Source organism: Pseudomonas sp. KH_021 (assembly GCF_057838865.1).
On the sequence record NZ_CM174477.1, the window covers coordinates 2,120,582 to 2,138,794 of the forward strand.

Below are 18,213 nucleotides of genomic sequence, written 5' to 3' on the forward strand. Positions count from 1 at the left end.
TTTTATTGCCACCCCCCACAAGGACATTCCATGAGTATTTCTCTGTACGCTGCCTCGGTTCCCGTCTTCAAGCAAATGCTGGGCAGCCTGAGTGATGTATTGGCCAAGGCCGAAGCTCACGCCACAGCGAAGAATATCGACCCTGATGTCTTTTTGCAGGCACGTCTGTACCCAGATATGTTTCCTTTGATTCGCCAGGTGCAGATCGCCGTCGATTTCGCCAAGGGTGTCTCGGCACGCCTGGCGGGTATTGAGTTGCCAGTGTATGAAGACACCGAGCGCACCTTTGCCGAGCTGCAAGCGCTGCTGAGCAAGGTTCAGGCGTTCATTGCCAGTATCGAACCGGCCCAGATCGATGGCCAGGAAGGCCGCGAAATCATCACCCGCCCAGGTACGCCAAAAGAAAAACGCTTCACCGGCCAGAACTACCTGCTGACCTACGGCCTGCCGCAATTCTTCTTCCACGTCACCACCACCTACGCAATTTTGCGTCATAACGGCGTGGAAATCGGCAAGCGCGACTTCATGGGCGCATTCTGATTCAAAGCCCGCCCGGCGTTTAGCGTCGGGCGGGCTTGCGTGGTCAGGCCGCCTGGTTGGCAGAATCCTGGTGGCGCAGGCAGGCGGCTGCGGTAAAGAGCACATCGGTAGAGGAGTTCAGCGCGGTCTCGGCCGAATCCTGCAAAATGCCGATGATGAAACCGACTGCGACCACCTGCATGGCGATTTCACTCGGAATGCCAAACAGGCTGCAGGCCAGCGGAATCAGCAACAGCGAGCCGCCGGCGACACCCGAAGCGCCGCAGGCGCAGATGGCCGCGACCATGCTCAGCAGCACGGCGGTCGGCAGGTCGACAGCAATCCCAAGGGTATTGACGGCCGCCAGGGTCAGCACGGTAATGGTGATCGCCGCACCGGCCATGTTGATGGTCGCGCCCAGCGGAATCGAGACCGAATAAGTCTCTTCATGCAGCCCCAGTTTTTCGCTCAAGGCCAGGTTCACTGGAATGTTGGCGGCGGAGCTGCGGGTGAAAAATGCCGTCACGCCACTTTCGCGCAAGCACATGAACACCAGCGGGTAGGGGTTGCGACGCAATTTGAAGAACACGATCAGCGGGTTCATCACCAGAGCCACGAACACCATGCAACCGATCAGCACCGCCAGCAGGTGCAGGTAACCGAGCAGTGCATCCAGGCCAGACTCGGCCAGCGTCGAGGCGACCAGGCCAAAAATCCCCAGCGGTGCAAAGCGGATCACCGCGCGAACGATCACGGTGATGCCGTTGGACAAGTCGCCCAGCACATTGCGTGTGGTTTCACTGGCGTGGCGGATGGCGATGCCCAGGCCGATGGCCCAGGCCAGCACGCCAATGAAATTGGCATTCATCAAGGCGTTGACCGGGTTGTCCACGGCGCTGAGCAGCAGGCTCTGCAGCACTTCGCTGATGCCGCCGGGGGCTGCGATCGGCACGTCTGCGGTAGACAGCACCAACGAGGAAGGGAACGCCATGCTCGCCACGACGGCAACCACCGCCGCACCAAAGGTGCCCAGTAGGTAAAGCGTCAGAATCGGCCGGATGTGGGTCTCTTGGCCGTGCTTGTGGTTGGCGATCGAAGCCATCACCAGAACGAACACCAGTATCGGCGCAACGGCCTTGAGGGCTGAAACGAACAATTTGCCGACAAGGGCCAGTTGCAGGGCCGCAGCGGGAAACAACACGGCCAGTGCAATACCAGCGATCAGGCCGATCATGATCTGGGTGACCAGGCTGGTGCGGTTGAGCAGGTTCAACATGGGAGAAACGGCAGTCATAACGTTTGCATCTCGGTCTTGTTCAATGTGTCAGGCCGCGGCCTGATTGAGGCATTCAGGTGCTTGGCTCCATCGGGTGGCCAGCAAAAGGGCGCGACTTTAGCACAGCCTCCAGTCGATTCGACGGCCTGCTTCTTTATAAGGGCTCGCCGATAAACAGTTCCCGACGAGCGCCTTCGGTAATGGCCACCACGCCCGGGTGCTTGACCTTGCGCTCCACTGAAATGGCATAGAACGACTCGGTGACGGCATCCGTCTGGCCGATCAAGCGCACGGCGTACTGTTTCTGCACTTCTTCGGCGATCACGCTGGGAGCGATGAATATGCCACTGCCCGATTGTCCGAAGGCTTGCATCAGGGCGCTGTCGTCGAACTCCCCAACGATCCGCGGTTGCAGCTGTTGCTCGGCGAACCAGCGCATCAGCCGGCTGCGCACAACGGTTTCCTGGCCCGGGATCAAAAGCGGCGCCTGATGCAGGCAGCGCGGAAAATCGTTGCCGTACTGTTCGACCAGGCCATCGGTTGCAAAAAAGCTGATGCCGCATTCGCCCAGGCGTTCGCTGTGGCCCTTGATATCCAGGTGGCTGGGCATGGGACTGTCGGAAATCACCACGTCCAGGCGCTGGATGGCCAGGTCTGCCAGCAAGCGCTCGAGCTTGTCTTCCCGGCAACTGATGCGAATCGGCTCGCTAAGCTCCATGGTCGGGGCGATCAGGCGGTAGACAATGGACTTGGGCACCACGTCGGCCACGCCAACTCTGAACAGGATCTGTTGCTCATTGGGTTGCGCGCGTAGCATCGCTTCAAGTTCGCCGCCGATCTGGAACATTTGTTCGGCGTAGGTCAGTGCCTGGCGGCCCGTCTCGGTCAGCTCCAGCTGGCGCCCGACTCGCTGGAACAGATCAATGCCATAGGTGTGTTCGAGCAGGCTAATCTGGCCGCTGATGGTTTGGGGTGTCAGGTTGAGTTGCTCGCAGGCGCGCACAATGCTGCCGGTTTTGGCCACGACCCAGAAGTAATGCAGCTGGCGGTAATTGAGCACGACGCCCCCAATATTCGTAAAAACCGAAGTATAGCTGCTGGAAATACGAATTTTCCTGATGTATTGCGGTCTTTAGAATGCGTCGCTATCAGCAAGCCAGCCTCTGAGTGCTGGCGGTGAACGAGAGGAAGACATGATCGAATTCAAATCCATCGGTACGCCGTTGGTTCTGGTGCTTGGCCTGTTGGCTTTGACTGGATGCGACCAGGCGGAAAAATCGGCTCAACAAATGCTTAACCAAGCGGCTGAGTCAGCAAAGCTTGCCATCGACAAAACCAACGAGGCCGCGCAACAGGCGCTGCACGATGCCACTCACGGTGAGGCCGCTGAAAAGCCAGCCATCAAACGTGACGAATCCGCCCAGGAAATTTAAGCCCGCTCAGGACTGAACCATGGAATACCTTCTGGAACTCGCTTCAAGCCCTACCGCCTGGGTGGCCCTGGCCACGCTGGTGGCGATGGAAATCGTGCTGGGTATCGACAACCTGATCTTTATCTCGATCCTGACCAACAAACTGCCCGTTGAACACCAGACCAAGGCTCGCCGCCTGGGTATCGGTTTGGCGCTGGTCATGCGACTGGGCCTGCTGAGCACCGTGGCGTGGATCGTGCAGTTGACGGAACCTGTGATTGATGTGTTCGGCCAGGTGTTTTCCTGGAAAGACATGATCCTGATCGCCGGTGGACTGTTCCTGTTGTGGAAGGCCACCAAGGAAATCCATCACAGCGTCGACCCGGTAGAGCAGCAAGAGCAGCAAATCTCGTCGCGGGTTGCCGTGGGCCTGGCCGCTGCGATTGGCCAGATCCTGGTACTGGACATTGTCTTCTCGGTTGACAGCATCATTACTGCCGTGGGCATGACCGAGCACTTGCCGATCATGATCATCGCTGTTGTCTGCGCGGTACTGGTGATGTTGTTCGCGGCGGACCCGCTGGCGCGTTTTATCGACAAAAACCCGACCGTGGTCATGCTGGCGCTGGGCTTCTTGATCATGATCGGCATGACGCTGATCGCCGAAGGTTTCGGTGCTCATGTGCCTAAAGGCTACGTGTATGCGGCGATGGCGTTCTCCGCTGTGATCGAAGGGCTGAACATGATGTCGCGCCGTGCCAAGCAGAAGCGGATGGCAACTGAAGCCGTCTAGCTGCAAGGGATAGGCAACGGCCGATCGGGGTAACCCGCTCGGCCGTTTTCATTTCTGCTCGTGAGAGTGGGCAGATCAATGCGCGTTGGCGTGATGAGCCTTTTTGCGCAGTGTTGGCTTGCATGCAGGCGCTTGTGGATACTGGCGAGGGTGATGGCGCCTGGCGATTCTCATGACCCCCCACAGCATGGCCGCAGCGACTGCGAGCCAAGCACCGATTAGCATGACGATGGTCATTGTCGGGCTCATGCTTGCCTCCTTTGGCTTGGCAGGTGCGTACACCTGCTTCAAAAGACAGTCTAGCCGTTACTAGGTTTCAAGCTATTGACCAAAGGTAGGGTGGTTGGGTCGGTTTGCTCTAAGGTCAATGCGCGCAAACGCTATACCTTGGCGGCTCACGGACCTATTATCGGGGGCCAGGCCGGGTGAGCGTATCCCTGGCGCCAGACACCAGTGAGTAATGATGTTGCCGTTATTTTCGCCCTTCTCCAAACGCCTGCTGCTTGCTGGCCTGTTAGTGCTGTCCTTGGGCGGCTGCGCAGGGCAGGTATCCCAGGACGTTCGCCGTTTGCCTGAGCGTGTCGAGCTCAGTGGCGTGCCGTTCTTCCGTGGCTATGCCTACCAAAGCGCGCCGATGGCGCTGGCCAGTATTCTCTCCCAGCAGGGCATTGGCATCACGCCGGGGTTGCTTGAAAAGCCCTTGGGGTTGCCCAATGGGGTGGACAAACTGCAGGGGGGCATTGAGGCTGTAGCGCGTGATTACGGCATGGTGGTGTATCCGCTGGAACCTACCCTTGCCGCCTTGCTGGAGCAGGTAGCGGCTGGAAACCCGGTGCTGGTGCGCTACAGCGACGGCGTCCTGTTCGGGGAGCCCCGTTATGCGTTATTGGTGGGCTATGACCGTTTCAAGCAGCGGGTGCTGTTACGTGCCGGGATGAATCGCCGCATGCCGATGGCTTTTGACAGCTTCGCTTCTGCCTGGAAAAGCGAGGGGAGTTGGGCGGTGCTGGTGCAGCGCCCCGACCAGTTGCCGGCCCGGGTGGATCGCAAACGTTGGTTGAAGGCGGCCAATGACTTGGCCCAGGCAGGTCAGGAGCATGCGGCGGCCCGTGCCACCCAGGCCATTGGCGCTCAATAAGTCGCTTAAAAGCCCAAGCGGTCCCGCAGGCTGTAGTACCAGGCGCCCAAGGCCGTCAATGGAGTACGCAGCAACTGGCCGCCCGGGAACGGGTAGTGCGGTAGCTGGGCGAAGGCGTCGTAGCGTTCGGCCTGGCCGCGCAGTGCCTCGGCCAGGACCTTGCCGGCCAAGTGGGTGTAGGTCACACCGTGACCGCTGCAGCCTTGAGAGTAATAAAGGTTGTCGCCAATCCTGCCGACCTGAGGCAGGCGCGACAATGTCAGCAGGAAATTGCCCGTCCAGGCGTAATCGATCTTCACATCCTTGAGTTGCGGGAAAGCCTTGAGCATTTTCGGCCGGATGATCGCTTCGATATTCGCCGGGTCTCGGGCGCCGTAGACCACGCCACCGCCGAAGATCAGGCGCTTGTCAGCACTAAGGCGGTAGTAGTCCAGCAAGTAGTTGCAGTCTTCGACACAGTAGTCTTGAGGCAGCAGGGTGCGCGCCAGTTCTTCGCCCAGAGGTTCGGTGGTGATGACCTGGGTGCCGCAGGGCATGGATTTGGCGGCCAGCTCCGGCACCAGATTACCGAGGTAGGCATTACCGGCGACAATCACGAACTTTGCCCGCACCTTGCCAGTAGGCGTGTGGATGGCCGGGCTCGCACCACGCTCGATACGGATTGCAGGGGACTGTTCGTAAATTTTACCGCCCAGCGATTCCACGGCCGCCGCTTCCCCCAATGCCAGGTTGAGCGGATGAATATGGCCGCCGCTCATGTCCAACATGCCTCCCAGGTACTGATCGCACGCCACCACTTCACGTATGCGGTGTTTATCCATCAGTTCAAGCTGGGTATTGCCATAGCGCTCCCAAAGGCGTTTTTGTGCCTCCAGGTGGCCCATCTGTTTGCTGGTGATCGCGGCGAATACACCACCCTCCTTCAAGTCGCATTGAATGCCGTAGGTGGCAACGCGCTCGCGGATGATTCGCCCTCCTTCAAAGGCCATCTCCCCCAGCAGTTGGGCCTGGCGTGGGCCCACGCTGCGCTCGATGACATCAATGTCCCGGCTGTAACTGTTGACGATCTGGCCACCATTGCGTCCGGACGCACCAAAGCCAACCCTGGCGGCTTCGAGCACGGTGACCTTGAAGCCATGTTCCAGCAGGAACAGTGCGCTGGACAGCCCCGTGTAGCCGGCGCCAATCACGCACACATCGGTCTGCACTTCATCTTGCAGTGCCGGCCGTTCTGGGGTCGGGTTGGCGGATGCGGCGTAATACGACTGGGGGTAGGGTGTGTTCGCCATCCGGCACCTCTGTTAAATATTCTTTACGGATTGCGTTGATCCTACCTGAGATCAAATCGAGCCACCAGCGAGCGTTAAGAGGGCAGGCTTGGTACTTCGAAAAAAATTCGACTATTCATAGGCTTAGGTGAAAAAAAGAGGTTGACACCCTCGCTGGATTCCGTAGAATGCCGCCACACAGCAGGCACATAGCTCAGTTGGTTAGAGCACCACCTTGACATGGTGGGGGTCGTTGGTTCGAGTCCAATTGTGCCTACCAAACAAAATCCGCTCCTGTTGGGCGGTACTGAAAAAGGCGATCCGAAAGGGTCGCCTTTTTCGTTTGTGCTGGAAAAAGTGGGTGGGGTGGCTCTTTACTGCGAGCGCGATAAATATTTGATTTTTTTACGTTCTAGCTCTTTTCATAGCTGAATTTATTTCGTAGAATGCGCCCCGTAGCAGGCACATAGCTCAGTTGGTTAGAGCACCACCTTGACATGGTGGGGGTCGTTGGTTCGAGTCCAATTGTGCCTACCAAACAAATCCGCTCATAGAGCGGTCACAAAAAGGGCGATCCGGAAGGGTCGCCCTTTTTGTTTGCGCCTGTTAAATGCTCAAGCATCCTGTAACAGTTCATGACGTCAGTAATCGAGGGGCGAGCGGCAGCGGCGGTCACAGGGTGATAAAATCCGCCCCTTATCATCTGGAGGTAAACGCGTGCGCAAATTGGCATGGGTAGTGGCGGCGCTGGCATTGGCTGGCTGCGGTAAGAGCGATGTGGAACTTGCTCACAAGGTTGTCGCCGAACAGCTGGAAAACCCGCTGACAGCCAAATTCACCAATGTGCGGGTGACCGATGACGGTACTGTCTGTGGCAAGATTCGTGGCAAGGATGCGGCAGGCGCCTACACGCCCTATCAACGCTATGTGGTGATGAAGAAAGACAATGGCTTTCTGGCAATCATCGAGCGTAACGGCAATGACCCTCAGGTGAGCGAGCTCTGTGGGGCTGCCGCTGTCGATGAAGAACTGCACGTCGATGCCACCTCGGTGGATGGTTTTGACGTTCAGATTGCTGCCGGCAGCAATATGGGGGCGTTGAGCGACATGACCGCGCGCCTGATCGAAAAGGGTTTCGTGCCCAATGTCGATCGGCGTGATGGCACCACGGTAGTGTTGCTAGGGCCTTTCGCCACCAAAGAGGAGGCCGATGAGAAAAAGGCCCGCCTGATGGCCGAGCAGGGCATCGAGTCGTTCGTGGTCAAGCATCGTCGAGCGCCATGATCGGGCCATCACCGGGCACTGCGATGTTGCGTGACGAGGCTATGCTGGTAATGTCGCTCCTGTAACTTCGATTGAAGTGCCGGGGGCGTTGCCAGGGGGGATTGAGCATGTCTACGCTAGAGCGCGCGATTGTGGTTGCAGTCAGGGCTCATGAGGGCCAGCGGGACAAGGCAGGCGCTGCTTATATTCTTCACCCGCTACGGGTAATGATGCGGGTAGACACCATTGAGGAGCGAATCGTCGCGGTGTTGCACGATGTGCTGGAAGATACGCCGTTGACCTTGGCTGACCTTGCGCGGGAGGGCTTTCCCTTGAAAGTCCTGGCTGCGGTGCAGGCAATGAGCAAGCGCCCTGGCGAAAGCTATGAAGCTTTTGTCGAGCGCTTGGCCGATGATCCGCTGGCGCGGGTGGTAAAGCTTGCAGACCTTGCCGACAACAGTGATCTGTCGAGAATCGCCGAGCCAAGCCCTGAAGACCTGGCGCGGCATGCGCGCTATCGCCAGGCAGCCGATTACCTCCTGGCGCTTTCGTAAGGCCTGCCTTGGCTGCAGGCCTTGAGATTGACCGGGCCAACGAATTCATTGCCGTGCCCCATCACGCAGGCGACGCTCTGATTGCGTTGTCGCTCCCAGGCCTGGACCGGATAGGTCTTGTTCCAGGCTTCATAAAGCTGTCGGTCCTGCTTGGATAGCTTCAGGTTGTACGTCTTGCTCATATAAAAGTATGTGCGCGCGATCATTCCTCGAATGGAGGGTCGCGGCATGACTTTTTTTGCCTTGAAGTCCACTTGGGTCAGGCACGAGCCGTACTGCCCTCGCTGCTCGGGCAGCCAGCCAAAGCTGTAATTGCTGCGGTCACCGTTGACCTCGCCGATGCTGGGCACCAGGTTGTGCAGGTCGGCTTCGGCGCGTTGGTAAACCGCATCGTTCTGGGAGCAGTTCTTGCGCCCGCCATTTTGCCAGCATTGGCGTTGGTGGCCGATGTGCCAGGCCGGGACGATATGCTCCCATTCAATGCGTGCTGCGCGGTTGGCATTTTTTCGGGGGACATACCCGCACGCCTTGAGGTCAATTCGATTGCCGTTATATTTGCAGCCGCAATAAAACTCAGTGGATTGCGGCGCATATAAGCTCCAGGCGACCTTCTTGGCTTCGCTGAACGTGCGGGGCGCATCGGCATGGGCGGCAACGGATAGCAGCAGGCAGGCGCCTGCAATAAAACGAACACTCATTGCCTCAATCTTCCTTCGGCACAACCCAGAACAATTGCACGCCGCCATCGTCTCGGTGGGCGAGGGTGACGTTGTCGTTTTCTGCGATTTCTTCGAGCAGGGTTTCCCAATCGGCGAGCGACTCATGCTCAAGCCGGAAGATCAGCGCCGAGCGGGATTTCTGTGCGGTGGGAGCGTTGATGATCTTTTGGATGCGCATCCCAAGTTGTTCGTAGCTGGGGATGGCTGCTGAGGAGGAAGAGCTGGTTGCCATGAAGCATTCCTTGTTTTCGCTGTATGAACATACAGTATTTCACTGTAGGCCATTTCGCAAGATGTCTCGACTGAAGAATGCGTCTGACAGCGGTTTAGAGCATTTGGTGTATGAGAAGGGAATTTTATTTGCCAGATGATGGCGAAGGGGGGCGGGAGTTCGAAAGCCTGCCCAACGAATCAGGAGCGACGGTCGTCGCTCCTGAAGGGGCTGATCAGTACTCCCAGAAAATCCGCTGCAATTCCTTGCTGTCCTGGGTTTTGGTCATGGCGACCATGGCCAGGATGCGGGCTTTCTGTGGGGTCAGGTCATGGGCGACAACCCAGTCGTTCTTATCGTCCGGCTGTTCAGCATTGCGCAACACGAAGCCGCCGGCGTTGACATGAGAGGAGCGGATGATCTGCACGCCATTTTTGCGAAGCTCCTCCAGGGCAGGGACGACGCGAGAGGATACCGAGCCATTGCCGGTGCCGGCGTGAATGATCGCCTTGGCGCCGCCTTGCGCCAGGGCCTTGTAGGCGGTGTCGCTGACATTACCGTAGCCATAGGCAATGTCCACGGCAGGCAGGCTGCTGATGTTCTTGATATCGAACTCTGAGGTTTGCGTGTGGCGCTTGGCAGGCAGGCGAAACCAGTACGACTTGCCCTCTACGACCATGCCGAGTGGGCCCCATGGGCTTTTGAAGGCTTCGGTCTTGATGTTGACCATTTTGCTGACATCGCGACCGGACTGTATTTCATCATTCATGGTCACCAGCACACCCTTGCCACGAGATTCCTTGTTGCTGGCGACGGCGACGGCGTTATACAGGTTCAGCATTCCATCCGCCGACATGGCGGTGCCCGGCCGCATGGAGCCGACCACCACGATGGGTTTTTCGGTTTTTTCGACCAGGTTCAAGAAATAGGCGGTTTCTTCAAGTGTGTCGGTGCCATGGGTAATGACGATGCCATCAACGTCATTGCTGTCCGCCAGTTCTGCGACGCGTTTGCCCAATTTCAGTAAATCTTCATTGGAGATACTTTCCGAGGCAATTTGCATGACTTGCTCGCCGCGCACATTGGCCAGGCTGGCAAGCTCCGGGACGCCCGCGATGAGGCGGTCAACGCCGACCTTGGCCGCTTGATAGGTTGCGCTGTTGGCGGCACTGGCGCCAGCACCGGCAATGGTGCCGCCGGTGGCAAGGATGACCACATTGGCGAGTTTCTGCTGGGTGTCGGCTTCCTTGGCGCTGACGCCTGTAGGCATCAGGAGAAGTAAAGCCAGGGCGGAGGGGGCGAAGGAGTGGAATGCAGCGTTCATGTTTTTTCTCTTATTAGTTGAATTGGCTGTGTTGCTCACAAGATGTGAGCAGAATTCGTACCAAGGCAGTATTTTTACGTAACTAATTGTTATTAAAGAACTTTTTATGAAATTTATTTCTTTTAAAGCGTAGTTCCTTTCGATAATCCGAACGGACTTTCGGAGCGCGTTCGGCTTTCCGATGATAGATGGATAATATTCCTACATCTTTTCGATGGTGCGGACACTAGAGTGGCGAATCCTTGATGTCGCAATTGACAAAGGAATCGCAGTCTTTTCATAGTCGCTGTTCGCAAACGGTTTTCACGTGCAGTTCTCGGTTCGCCAGCCGCACAGATGTTGCTGACAATAATGATAAAAATGGAGTACTCCAATGAAAGTGCCTGTCGCCGGACGCTTGCTGGCTGCCGCCCTATTGGCAGGCGCCAGCACTGCCATACCGTTCGCCTCTGCGCTCGCCGAGCCTGCAAGCAAGCCAACCGTTGCCTTGGTCATGAAATCTTTGGCCAATGAGTTTTTTCTCACCATGGAAGACGGCGCCAAGGCCTATCAAAAAGAACATTCCACAGACTTTGATCTGATTTCCAATGGCATCAAGGACGAGTCGGATACTGCAAGCCAGATCCGCATCGTCGAGCAAATGATCGTTGCCAAAGTCGACGCGCTGGTCATCGCGCCCGCCGACTCCAGGGCCTTGGTGCCAGTGATCAAGAAAGCCAGCGATGCGGGCATCACGGTTGTCAATATCGATAACCAGCTCGACCCTGCTGTACTCAAGAGCAAGCAGATGAGTGTGCCTTTTGTGGGGCCAGACAATCGCCTGGGCGCGAGCAAAGTCGGTGATTACCTGGCCAGCAAGCTCAAGGCGGGTGATGAGGTGGGAATCATCGAAGGTGTTCCGAGCACTACTAATGCGCAGCAACGCACCCTGGGGTTCAGGGATGCGATGGACAAGGCTCAAATCAAGATCGTTTCAGTGCAGTCGGGGCACTGGGAAATCGATAAGGGCAATGCGGTTGCCGCTGCGATGCTCAATGAGTATCCCGACATCAAGGCATTGTTGGCAGGCAACGACAGCATGGCGCTCGGTGCGGTATCGGCTGTGCGTGCGGCGGGCAAGACAGGCCAGGTACAGGTTGTCGGCTACGACAATATCAAGGCCATTGGGCCGATGCTCAAGGACGGTCGAGTGCTGGCCAGTGCTGATCAGTTTGCGGCGCGTCAGGCGGTGTTTGGTATCGAGACTGCTTTGAGCATCATCAAGGGAGGGCCCGCTACAGGGGATGCCAATTCGATGATCATGACCCCTGTCGAACTGGTCACCGGCGCCCAGTAACCGCGTATCGCGCCTGTCGCTGCGGCGAGTGCGAGGAGAGTCCCGAATGTCAGTGGCGGCAGTGTTCACGCTCAGGGGTATTGGCAAAACCTATACCCACCCCGTGTTGAGTGATATCGACCTTAGCCTCTATCCCGGTGAGGTTTTGGCGTTGATCGGTGAAAATGGTGCTGGTAAAAGCACGCTGTCCAAGATCATTTCAGGGCTCGAGCGCCCGACTGCCGGCCAGATGCAGTTAGAGTCGCGGCTGTACGCGCCGACGAGTCGCCGGGCCGCCGAAGGGCAGGGCGTGCGTATTATCCTGCAGGAATTGAACTTGCTGCCGAGCTTGAGCATCGCAGAGAACTTGTTCATTGATCAGTTGCCGGGCCGTATGGGTTGGATCAATCGCAAGCAGTTGCGTCTCCAGGCACTGGAGGCCATGGCGCGCGTAGGCCTGGAAGCCATAGACCCGGATACGCCAGTGGCCGAGTTGGGGGTGGGGCATCAGCAGATGGTAGAAATTGCCCGCAACCTGATCAGTGATTGTCGACTGCTGATACTGGATGAGCCTACCGCGATGTTGACAGCGCACGAAGTCGATAGGCTTTTCGAGCAAATAGCGCGGCTCAAGCGTCGTGGTGTTGCAATCATTTATATCTCGCATCGGCTCGAAGAATTGGCCAGGGTTGCTGAGCGCATCGCCGTTCTGCGTGATGGCAACCTGGTTTGCGTCGAGTCAATAACCCGATACAGCAGCGAGGATTTGGTCGGCCTGATGGTGGGGCGTGAGCGGGGCGAGCGCATTGATCTGGGCGAACGAAACATTGGCGAGCCCGTGTTGACTATCAGTGGTCTAGGTCGAGCGGGCAAAGTGAGCGATGTGTCGTTCGAGGTTCGCAGGGGTGAAATCTTTGGTATTTCTGGGCTGATCGGGGCGGGTCGAACCGAGCTGCTGCGCCTGATCTACGGTGCGGATCAGGCTGATAGTGGCAGTGTTGCGCTGGGCAATCCGCCCAAACCCATCACCCTGCGTTCGCCAGCTGATGCCGTCCGGCACGGCATCGCGCTGATCACCGAAGACCGTAAAAGTGAAGGTCTGCTCCTTTCCCAATCAATCAGCACCAATATCACGCTGGGTAATCTGGCCGTTGTTTCCCGTGCGGGTGTCGTTGATAGGCACGCTGAGCAAGCGCTCGCCCAGCGCCAGATCGATACGCTTAAAATTCGAAGCACCGGCTGCGCCCAAGTGGTTTCGCAGCTATCTGGCGGCAACCAGCAAAAAGTCGTGATCGGGCGTTGGCTGGTGCGCGACTGCCAGGTATTGCTGTTCGATGAGCCAACGCGCGGTATCGATATCGGCGCCAAATTCGACATTTATGGCCTGTTCGGCGACCTATTACGACAAGGTAAGGCATTGGTGATGGTTTCAAGTGATCTACGCGAATTAATGCTGATCTGTGACCGTATCGCGGTGCTATCGGCGGGGCGTTTGATTGAAACCGTCAGTCGGGACTCATGGAGCCAGGATCAGTTGTTGGCGGCTGCATTTGCCGGGCATCTCAAGCGTGATCCGGTGCTCGACGCGGCAAGAGGCGCAGCTCACTCATGACAATGACGTCACTGCCCACCCCATCACCTTCGCTCATCAAACGCGGCGCGACCTATCTTGGCCTGGGGGCCTACTTCGGGCTGGTGGGTGCCCTTGTGGCAATGATTGTGCTGTTTTCTCTGCTCAGCAATCATTTTCTTTCTTACGCGACTTTCAGCACCCTGGCCAATCAGATTCCCGACTTGATGGTGCTCGCTGTCGGCATGACGTTTGTGTTGATTATCGGCGGCATTGACCTCTCGGTGGGTTCTGTCCTGGCACTGGCGGCATCGGTTGTCAGTGTGGCGATGCTTGGCTGGGGCTGGGGTGTGCTACCGGCGGCAATGCTGGGCATGGCCTGTGCTGCCATCGCCGGTAGCATTACCGGCTCCATTACCGTGGCTTGGCGTATCCCCTCGTTTATCGTTTCGTTGGGCGTATTGGAAATGGCGCGAGGGGCGGCCTATCAATTGACCGACTCGCGCACGGCCTATATCGGCGATTCGTTCGCCTGGCTATCGGAGCCGTTGGCGTTCGGTATTTCGCCTTCCTTCTTGATTGCCTTGTTGGTCATCATCGTTGCCCAAGTGGTGTTGAGTCGCACGGTATTTGGCCGATACCTGATCGCAATTGGCACCAACGAAGAGGCGGTTCGTCTGGCCGGCATCGATCCGCGCCCTTACAAAGTCCTGGTGTTTTCGCTGATGGGCCTGCTCGCCGGGTTGGCAGCGCTGTTCCAGATATCGCGACTTGAAGCGGCCGATCCCAATGCCGGCTCCGGCCTGGAATTGCAAGTCATCGCGGCCGTGGTGATCGGCGGGACCAGCCTGATGGGTGGGCGTGGTTCGGTCATCAGCACGTTCTTCGGGGTATTGATCATCTCGGTGCTGGCTGCGGGTCTTGCACAGATAGGCGCCACTGAACCTACCAAACGCATTATCACGGGCGCGGTCATCGTGATCGCCGTGGTACTGGACACTTATCGCAGCCTGCGCACTCGCCGGCGGACCTGAATATGGCAACTATCAAAGACGTAGCAGCCTTAGCGGGCATTTCCTATACCACCGTTTCTCATGTGCTGAACAAGACTCGTCCTGTCAGCGAGCAAGTTCGTCTCAAGGTCGAGGCGGCCATTGTCGAACTTGATTATGTCCCCAGTGCCGTAGCCCGTTCACTCAAGGCCCGCAGCACTGCCACCATCGGCCTGTTGGTGCCCAACAGCATCAATCCGTACTTTGCGGAACTGGCCCGTGGGATCGAGGACTGCTGTGAACGCAATGGCTATTGCGTGATTTTGTGCAACTCCGACGACGATCCGCTCAAGCAGCGCAGCTATTTGCGGGTACTTTTGGAAAAGCGCATTGATGGGCTGATAGTCGCCTCGGTAGGAGAAGAGACCGACTTGATCAGCAGCCTGGCCTGTGTGCGCACGCCGATGGTGATAGTCGATCGCGACTTGCCGGGAGTGGGCGCTGACCTGGTGCGTATTGATCATGAATTGGGCGCATACCTGGCGACGCGGCACTTGATCGGCCTGGGGCATAGGGCTATTGCCTGCATCAGTGGCCCTGCTCAAACCGGTGTTGCGCAAATGCGCCTCGCGGGCTTTCGGCGGGCGTTGGAGGAAGAGGGGATCGCGGTGCATTCTCGCTGGATAGTCGCCAGTGACTTTACCAGCCCAGGCGGCTACCAGGCCGCTGCAGCGCTGCTTGAGGGTGAGCGCCCCAGTGCGATCTTTGCCGCTAATGACATGATCGGCATCGGTGTGCTGCGCGCCGCCGCCGAGCGCGGCATCACCGTGCCAGGCGATTTGTCGGTAGTGGGCTTTGATGACATTCAAATGAGCCGTTACGTCTACCCCGCATTGACCACTGTGGGCCAGTCGGTGCGTCAGCTGGGTGAAATGGCGGCCGGGTTGTTGCTTGGCCGGATCCGCGAGCCACATGAAGGGGTCGCCGAGCACAAGATCGTGGCACCCAGCCTGGTCGTGCGTGAGTCCACTGCCCGTTGTTCCGATTTGTTTACTGATTACCGCTGAAAGCGGCGTAGAGGGTGCACGACCCATGCAAGCGAGCGTACTGGTTATAGGTAGCCTGAATATGGATCTGGTCACTCGTGCCGAGCGCTTGCCGCGCCCGGGCGAGACGTTGAAAGGCGATAGGTTCGCTACCGTGCCAGGAGGCAAGGGCGCTAACCAGGCGCTGGCGGCAGTGCGCCTGGGGGCGTCGGTGGCGATGGTGGGGTGCATCGGCGACGATGGCTATGGAGAGCGGTTGCGCAATGCGCTGCAAGGCGCTGGCGTCGATTGTTCGGGGGTTACCGCTGCCGACGGAGTGTCAACCGGTGTCGCCCTGATCGTGGTTGATGCGAGCAGCCAGAACGCCATAGTGGTGGTGGCCGGTGCAAACGGTGAGCTCACCTCTCGCCGAGTGGAGTGTTTCGATCACTTGATCCAGCAGGCGCGAGTCGTGATTTGCCAGCTTGAGATCCCCTCGGGCACTGTTGAGTATGCCTTGCAGCGTGCGCGTGCGCTGGGTAAGACCGTCATTCTCAATCCTGCCCCGGCCAGTGGTCCACTGCCGGTGAGTTGGTACTCCAATATCGATTATCTGATTCCCAATGAAAGCGAGGCTGCTGCGCTGACGGGGGTAGCGGTGTGCTCGCTGGAAACGGCCAAGGTTGCTGCTGGCAGGTTGCTGGAGTTGGGGGTGCGTAAAGTGATTATCACGATGGGTGAGCAGGGGGCGTTGTTCGTTGGCTCCCAGTGCTCCGAGCATTTTGCGGCTCGGAAGGTACAGGCTGTGGATACCACGGCCGCGGGTGATACTTTTGTCGGGGCGTTTGCCGCTGCCTTGAGTGTGGGGAAGGGGGAGCGCGAGGCGATTGAATTTGGCCAGATAGCAGCCTCCTTATCGGTTACCCGGGCCGGCGCACAGCCCTCCATTCCTACCTTGGCTGAAGTAGTGGGAGTGAGTGGTCCATGAAGAAATCGCCGTTGCTCAACATCGCGTTGTCCCGATTGATCGCTTCTCTGGGGCACGGCGATAGCCTTGTCATCGGCGATGCCGGCCTGCCGGTGCCTAGGGGCGTCGAGCTGATTGATCTGGCCCTGACGGCTGGAGTCGCGTCATTTGCCGACACGCTTGAGGCAGTGCTCAGTGAGATGCATGTCGAGCGGCATTGGCTTGCGGAGGAAATGCTCCAAGTCGCCCCCTCGGGTCTGGCGAGGGTCAACTGCCTTGCGCAGGAGGGCTTGCTGGGAGTGCGCGAGCTTGTGACCCATGAAGTATTCAAGCAGCAAACTCACCGGGCGCGTGCTGTCGTGCGAACAGGCGAATGCCAGCCCTACAGCAATATTGTCCTGATTGCCGGAGTTACCTTTTGAGCCGATCTATCAGATCGGCGCGATGTGTTCATGGTTGTATTTTTCAAATACCTGTCTGATGAACTGGTGAGCAGCCTCATTGCCAAGTTCCCTCACCAAAAGGTCTACGGCAATCAGGGCTAGCTCTTCTGGATTACCTGGACTGTAGGAACTCTGCCCTTCGTCCCAGCGCACCTTGATGTTAGTCTCAATTTTCAAACTGGTCATGGATGTCTCGATGTCAGGCGGGTAGTTTGGGGTTGCGGTGTTGCGCTCGATACTCGCAGTAAACCATGTTGGCGCGACCGTGGCTCTGCTACTTAGGAATAAGTGGTCCAGCGTGGCAAACTCAAGCGTCATTAATCCTCAGGAAGCCGCTGTGCAAATCGATTTGAATGACTCCGCCCAATTTAACCGCGAGGCGGTTCGGCAGCTGATCTGTTCAGGGAATGCTGCAGAGCACAATCAATTGCGTGTCACGGATGCAGGTATCGCCTATCTTTCAACCGTGGTCGGCGGTCGTCAGCTCGATGGTCTATTGTTTCGCTTGGAAACCTGGGCTGCGGGTGGCGGGTATGTGGGGCCGCAGGCGGCGATGGATGAAGCGTGGGTAACGCAGATTTATGAGGTGTTGAAGCAGAACTGGCCGAAGCCTTCATCGGACTACATTGATATTTACTGAGCACATATTCAGTCACGATTGCAGTGCCTGCCCAGGCATCCACTGAGGCAAACTCGCGGTTTTGCAACGAAAAGCGACGGATGTTGTCGCAAGTACACTGAAAAATAGCATTTCAAGGAGAGTTCATGTTTCGTATGCGTGCATCATTTGCGGCCCTGTTGGCGGTCGCCGTCCTGGCGGGTTGTTCGTCAACCGGCTCTTCAAAGTCTGAATCGCAGCCAGCTAATTCAAACTCGGATGGGCGGTGTGAGGCCAGTGGCGCCAACTTTGCAGTCGGAAAGCAAGCTTCCGCTGACTTGCTCGAGCAGGCGCGCAATCGCTCCGGTGCACAAACGGCAAGGCTTCTGAGGCCGCACGACATGGTGACCCTTGAGTACCGATCCGAGCGTCTCAATCTCAACGCCGATGACAAGGGCGTGATCACCCGCGTCAACTGCGGCTGATTTTCAGGCATAAAAAAACCCGTCACCAGGACGGGTTTTTTTTAGTTCGGGGAGTGATTACTCCGGGCGAACCTGAGCAGCTTGCATGCCCTTCTGACCTTTCTCTGCAACGAAAGAAACGGTCTGGCCTTCTTTCAAGCTTTTGAAACCGTCGGATTCAATAGCTTTGAAGTGAACGAACAGGTCGTCACCGCCACCTTGAGGAGTGATGAAGCCGAAGCCTTTCTCATCGTTGAACCATTTGACGGTGCCGGTTTGGCGATTAGACATGGGTGTATCTCCAGGAAACATATTATTCAGTGGTGCTGTGCTGCTCAGGCCAGCTGGGCACACGCAGCTAT

24 protein-coding genes and 2 tRNA genes are annotated in these 18,213 nt (G+C 57.6%); 17 read left to right on the forward strand and 9 right to left on the reverse strand.

Annotation, left to right across the window (positions count from 1 at the left end; translation table 11 throughout):
- Window positions 1–30 precede the first annotated feature (30 nt).
- Window positions 31–540, forward strand: coding sequence for a DUF1993 domain-containing protein (locus AC3IX4_RS09930; protein WP_489260370.1), 510 nt, complete (start codon window positions 31–33; stop codon window positions 538–540).
- 43 nt (window positions 541–583) lie between these two features.
- Here AC3IX4_RS09930 and sstT read toward each other — a convergent pair whose 3' ends face one another.
- Both sstT and nhaR read right to left on the reverse strand, forming a co-directional pair.
- Entirely contained in the window at window positions 584–1,813 is a 1,230-nt protein-coding gene (gene sstT / locus AC3IX4_RS09935; protein WP_489260371.1) for a serine/threonine transporter SstT, read from the reverse strand.
- Between the two features lie 136 nt (window positions 1,814–1,949).
- Window positions 1,950–2,855: a transcriptional activator NhaR gene (nhaR, locus tag AC3IX4_RS09940; RefSeq protein ID WP_489260372.1), complete on the reverse strand. Its 906-nt coding sequence runs from the start codon at window positions 2,853–2,855 to the stop codon at window positions 1,950–1,952.
- Between the two features lie 133 nt (window positions 2,856–2,988).
- On the opposite strand from nhaR, the gene AC3IX4_RS09945 reads away from it, so the two are divergent.
- A complete protein-coding gene (locus AC3IX4_RS09945; RefSeq protein WP_489260373.1) occupies window positions 2,989–3,228 on the forward strand; it encodes a hypothetical protein in 240 nt (79 codons plus the stop codon).
- 19 nt (window positions 3,229–3,247) lie between these two features.
- On the forward strand, window positions 3,248–4,000 hold the full coding sequence (locus tag AC3IX4_RS09950) for a TerC family protein (RefSeq protein ID WP_489260374.1): 753 nt from the start codon (window positions 3,248–3,250) through the stop codon (window positions 3,998–4,000).
- Window positions 4,001–4,075: 75 nt separating this feature from the next.
- On the opposite strand, the gene AC3IX4_RS09955 is transcribed toward AC3IX4_RS09950, so the two are convergent.
- A complete protein-coding gene (locus tag AC3IX4_RS09955; RefSeq protein WP_489260375.1) occupies window positions 4,076–4,249 on the reverse strand; it encodes a hypothetical protein in 174 nt (57 codons plus the stop codon).
- Between the two features lie 211 nt (window positions 4,250–4,460).
- Between AC3IX4_RS09955 and AC3IX4_RS09960 the strand changes: the two genes are divergently transcribed.
- On the forward strand, window positions 4,461–5,138 hold the full coding sequence (locus AC3IX4_RS09960) for a peptidase C39 family protein (RefSeq protein WP_489260376.1): 678 nt from the start codon (window positions 4,461–4,463) through the stop codon (window positions 5,136–5,138).
- A 5-nt stretch (window positions 5,139–5,143) separates the two neighbouring features.
- Here the strand turns inward: AC3IX4_RS09960 and AC3IX4_RS09965 are convergent, their stop codons facing one another.
- Window positions 5,144–6,427 (reverse strand): NAD(P)/FAD-dependent oxidoreductase, encoded by a 1,284-nt coding sequence (locus AC3IX4_RS09965; RefSeq protein ID WP_489260377.1) that lies wholly within the window; start codon window positions 6,425–6,427, stop codon window positions 5,144–5,146.
- A gap of 182 nt (window positions 6,428–6,609) precedes the next feature.
- Here AC3IX4_RS09965 and AC3IX4_RS09970 point away from each other — a divergent pair.
- The 5 genes from AC3IX4_RS09970 to AC3IX4_RS09990 all read left to right on the forward strand — a co-directional run bounded on the left by AC3IX4_RS09970 (window position 6,610) and on the right by AC3IX4_RS09990 (window position 8,223).
- Window positions 6,610–6,686, forward strand: a tRNA-Val gene (locus AC3IX4_RS09970).
- Window positions 6,677–6,838 carry a hypothetical protein gene (locus AC3IX4_RS09975; protein ID WP_489260378.1) on the forward strand — a complete coding sequence of 54 codons (162 nt, stop codon included), beginning with the start codon at window positions 6,677–6,679 and terminating at the stop codon, window positions 6,836–6,838. Before AC3IX4_RS09970 ends, AC3IX4_RS09975 begins: the two co-directional genes overlap by 10 nt.
- A 28-nt stretch (window positions 6,839–6,866) precedes the next feature.
- A tRNA-Val gene (locus AC3IX4_RS09980) sits at window positions 6,867–6,943 on the forward strand.
- Window positions 6,944–7,123: 180 nt separating this feature from the next.
- A complete protein-coding gene (locus tag AC3IX4_RS09985) occupies window positions 7,124–7,690 on the forward strand; it encodes an SPOR domain-containing protein (protein WP_489260379.1) in 567 nt (188 codons plus the stop codon).
- A 107-nt stretch (window positions 7,691–7,797) separates the two neighbouring features.
- On the forward strand, window positions 7,798–8,223 hold the full coding sequence (locus AC3IX4_RS09990; RefSeq protein ID WP_489260380.1) for a GTP pyrophosphokinase: 426 nt from the start codon (window positions 7,798–7,800) through the stop codon (window positions 8,221–8,223).
- Here AC3IX4_RS09990 and AC3IX4_RS09995 read toward each other — a convergent pair.
- The 3 genes from AC3IX4_RS09995 to AC3IX4_RS10005 all read right to left on the reverse strand — a co-directional run bounded on the left by AC3IX4_RS09995 (window position 8,202) and on the right by AC3IX4_RS10005 (window position 10,477).
- Complete coding sequence (locus AC3IX4_RS09995; RefSeq protein WP_489260381.1) at window positions 8,202–8,921, reverse strand: endonuclease; 720 nt, start codon at window positions 8,919–8,921, stop codon at window positions 8,202–8,204. The genes AC3IX4_RS09990 and AC3IX4_RS09995 overlap by 22 nt on opposite strands.
- Before the next feature lie 4 nt (window positions 8,922–8,925).
- Complete coding sequence (locus AC3IX4_RS10000) at window positions 8,926–9,174, reverse strand: DUF1654 domain-containing protein (protein ID WP_489260382.1); 249 nt, start codon at window positions 9,172–9,174, stop codon at window positions 8,926–8,928.
- Window positions 9,175–9,388: 214 nt separating this feature from the next.
- On the reverse strand, window positions 9,389–10,477 hold the full coding sequence (locus AC3IX4_RS10005) for an asparaginase (protein WP_489260383.1): 1,089 nt from the start codon (window positions 10,475–10,477) through the stop codon (window positions 9,389–9,391).
- 373 nt (window positions 10,478–10,850) lie between these two features.
- On the opposite strand from AC3IX4_RS10005, the gene AC3IX4_RS10010 reads away from it, so the two are divergent.
- The 6 genes from AC3IX4_RS10010 to rbsD are packed head-to-tail and all read left to right on the forward strand — an operon-like array spanning window position 10,851 to window position 16,768.
- Window positions 10,851–11,813, forward strand: coding sequence for a sugar ABC transporter substrate-binding protein (locus AC3IX4_RS10010; RefSeq protein WP_489260384.1), 963 nt, complete (start codon window positions 10,851–10,853; stop codon window positions 11,811–11,813).
- Between the two features lie 46 nt (window positions 11,814–11,859).
- Window positions 11,860–13,404: a sugar ABC transporter ATP-binding protein gene (locus AC3IX4_RS10015; RefSeq protein WP_489260385.1), complete on the forward strand. Its 1,545-nt coding sequence runs from the start codon at window positions 11,860–11,862 to the stop codon at window positions 13,402–13,404.
- A complete protein-coding gene (locus AC3IX4_RS10020; protein WP_489260386.1) occupies window positions 13,401–14,396 on the forward strand; it encodes an ABC transporter permease in 996 nt (331 codons plus the stop codon). The genes AC3IX4_RS10015 and AC3IX4_RS10020 overlap by 4 nt, the downstream gene beginning before the upstream one ends.
- A 2-nt stretch (window positions 14,397–14,398) precedes the next feature.
- Window positions 14,399–15,421 carry a LacI family DNA-binding transcriptional regulator gene (locus AC3IX4_RS10025; RefSeq protein WP_489260387.1) on the forward strand — a complete coding sequence of 341 codons (1,023 nt, stop codon included), beginning with the start codon at window positions 14,399–14,401 and terminating at the stop codon, window positions 15,419–15,421.
- Between the two features lie 25 nt (window positions 15,422–15,446).
- Complete coding sequence (rbsK, locus tag AC3IX4_RS10030) at window positions 15,447–16,367, forward strand: ribokinase (RefSeq protein ID WP_489260388.1); 921 nt, start codon at window positions 15,447–15,449, stop codon at window positions 16,365–16,367.
- Window positions 16,364–16,768, forward strand: coding sequence for a D-ribose pyranase (gene rbsD / locus AC3IX4_RS10035; protein WP_489260389.1), 405 nt, complete (start codon window positions 16,364–16,366; stop codon window positions 16,766–16,768). Before rbsK ends, rbsD begins: the two co-directional genes overlap by 4 nt.
- A gap of 9 nt (window positions 16,769–16,777) precedes the next feature.
- Here rbsD and AC3IX4_RS10040 read toward each other — a convergent pair whose 3' ends face one another.
- A complete protein-coding gene (locus AC3IX4_RS10040) occupies window positions 16,778–16,975 on the reverse strand; it encodes a hypothetical protein (protein ID WP_489260390.1) in 198 nt (65 codons plus the stop codon).
- 151 nt (window positions 16,976–17,126) lie between these two features.
- On the opposite strand from AC3IX4_RS10040, the gene AC3IX4_RS10045 reads away from it, so the two are divergent.
- A complete protein-coding gene (locus tag AC3IX4_RS10045; RefSeq protein ID WP_489260391.1) occupies window positions 17,127–17,429 on the forward strand; it encodes a hypothetical protein in 303 nt (100 codons plus the stop codon).
- A gap of 125 nt (window positions 17,430–17,554) precedes the next feature.
- Entirely contained in the window at window positions 17,555–17,872 is a 318-nt protein-coding gene (locus AC3IX4_RS10050; protein ID WP_489260392.1) for an I78 family peptidase inhibitor, read from the forward strand.
- A gap of 57 nt (window positions 17,873–17,929) precedes the next feature.
- On the opposite strand, the gene AC3IX4_RS10055 is transcribed toward AC3IX4_RS10050, so the two are convergent.
- Window positions 17,930–18,142 carry a cold-shock protein gene (locus AC3IX4_RS10055; protein ID WP_003179963.1) on the reverse strand — a complete coding sequence of 71 codons (213 nt, stop codon included), beginning with the start codon at window positions 18,140–18,142 and terminating at the stop codon, window positions 17,930–17,932.
- Window positions 18,143–18,213: the final 71 nt, after the last annotated feature.

Bases quoted from the DNA above. Each gene is read 5' to 3' on its own strand.
- AC3IX4_RS09930 (WP_489260370.1), top strand. From the start codon at position 31: ATGAGTATTTCTCTGTACGCTGCCTCGGTTCCCGTCTTCAAGCAAATG.
- sstT (WP_489260371.1), bottom strand. From the start codon at position 1,813: ATGACTGCCGTTTCTCCCATGTTGAACCTGCTCAACCGCACCAGCCTG.
- AC3IX4_RS09945 (WP_489260373.1), top strand. From the start codon at position 2,989: ATGATCGAATTCAAATCCATCGGTACGCCGTTGGTTCTGGTGCTTGGC.
- AC3IX4_RS09950 (WP_489260374.1), top strand. From the start codon at position 3,248: ATGGAATACCTTCTGGAACTCGCTTCAAGCCCTACCGCCTGGGTGGCC.
- AC3IX4_RS09955 (WP_489260375.1), bottom strand. From the start codon at position 4,249: ATGAGCCCGACAATGACCATCGTCATGCTAATCGGTGCTTGGCTCGCA.
- AC3IX4_RS09960 (WP_489260376.1), top strand. From the start codon at position 4,461: ATGATGTTGCCGTTATTTTCGCCCTTCTCCAAACGCCTGCTGCTTGCT.
- AC3IX4_RS09965 (WP_489260377.1), bottom strand. From the start codon at position 6,427: ATGGCGAACACACCCTACCCCCAGTCGTATTACGCCGCATCCGCCAAC.
- AC3IX4_RS09990 (WP_489260380.1), top strand. From the start codon at position 7,798: ATGTCTACGCTAGAGCGCGCGATTGTGGTTGCAGTCAGGGCTCATGAG.
- AC3IX4_RS09995 (WP_489260381.1), bottom strand. From the start codon at position 8,921: ATGAGTGTTCGTTTTATTGCAGGCGCCTGCCTGCTGCTATCCGTTGCC.
- AC3IX4_RS10000 (WP_489260382.1), bottom strand. From the start codon at position 9,174: ATGGCAACCAGCTCTTCCTCCTCAGCAGCCATCCCCAGCTACGAACAA.
- AC3IX4_RS10005 (WP_489260383.1), bottom strand. From the start codon at position 10,477: ATGAACGCTGCATTCCACTCCTTCGCCCCCTCCGCCCTGGCTTTACTT.
- AC3IX4_RS10010 (WP_489260384.1), top strand. From the start codon at position 10,851: ATGAAAGTGCCTGTCGCCGGACGCTTGCTGGCTGCCGCCCTATTGGCA.
- AC3IX4_RS10015 (WP_489260385.1), top strand. From the start codon at position 11,860: ATGTCAGTGGCGGCAGTGTTCACGCTCAGGGGTATTGGCAAAACCTAT.
- AC3IX4_RS10020 (WP_489260386.1), top strand. From the start codon at position 13,401: ATGACAATGACGTCACTGCCCACCCCATCACCTTCGCTCATCAAACGC.
- AC3IX4_RS10025 (WP_489260387.1), top strand. From the start codon at position 14,399: ATGGCAACTATCAAAGACGTAGCAGCCTTAGCGGGCATTTCCTATACC.
- rbsK (WP_489260388.1), top strand. From the start codon at position 15,447: ATGCAAGCGAGCGTACTGGTTATAGGTAGCCTGAATATGGATCTGGTC.
- rbsD (WP_489260389.1), top strand. From the start codon at position 16,364: ATGAAGAAATCGCCGTTGCTCAACATCGCGTTGTCCCGATTGATCGCT.
- AC3IX4_RS10040 (WP_489260390.1), bottom strand. From the start codon at position 16,975: ATGACCAGTTTGAAAATTGAGACTAACATCAAGGTGCGCTGGGACGAA.
- AC3IX4_RS10050 (WP_489260392.1), top strand. From the start codon at position 17,555: ATGTTTCGTATGCGTGCATCATTTGCGGCCCTGTTGGCGGTCGCCGTC.
- AC3IX4_RS10055 (WP_003179963.1), bottom strand. From the start codon at position 18,142: ATGTCTAATCGCCAAACCGGCACCGTCAAATGGTTCAACGATGAGAAA.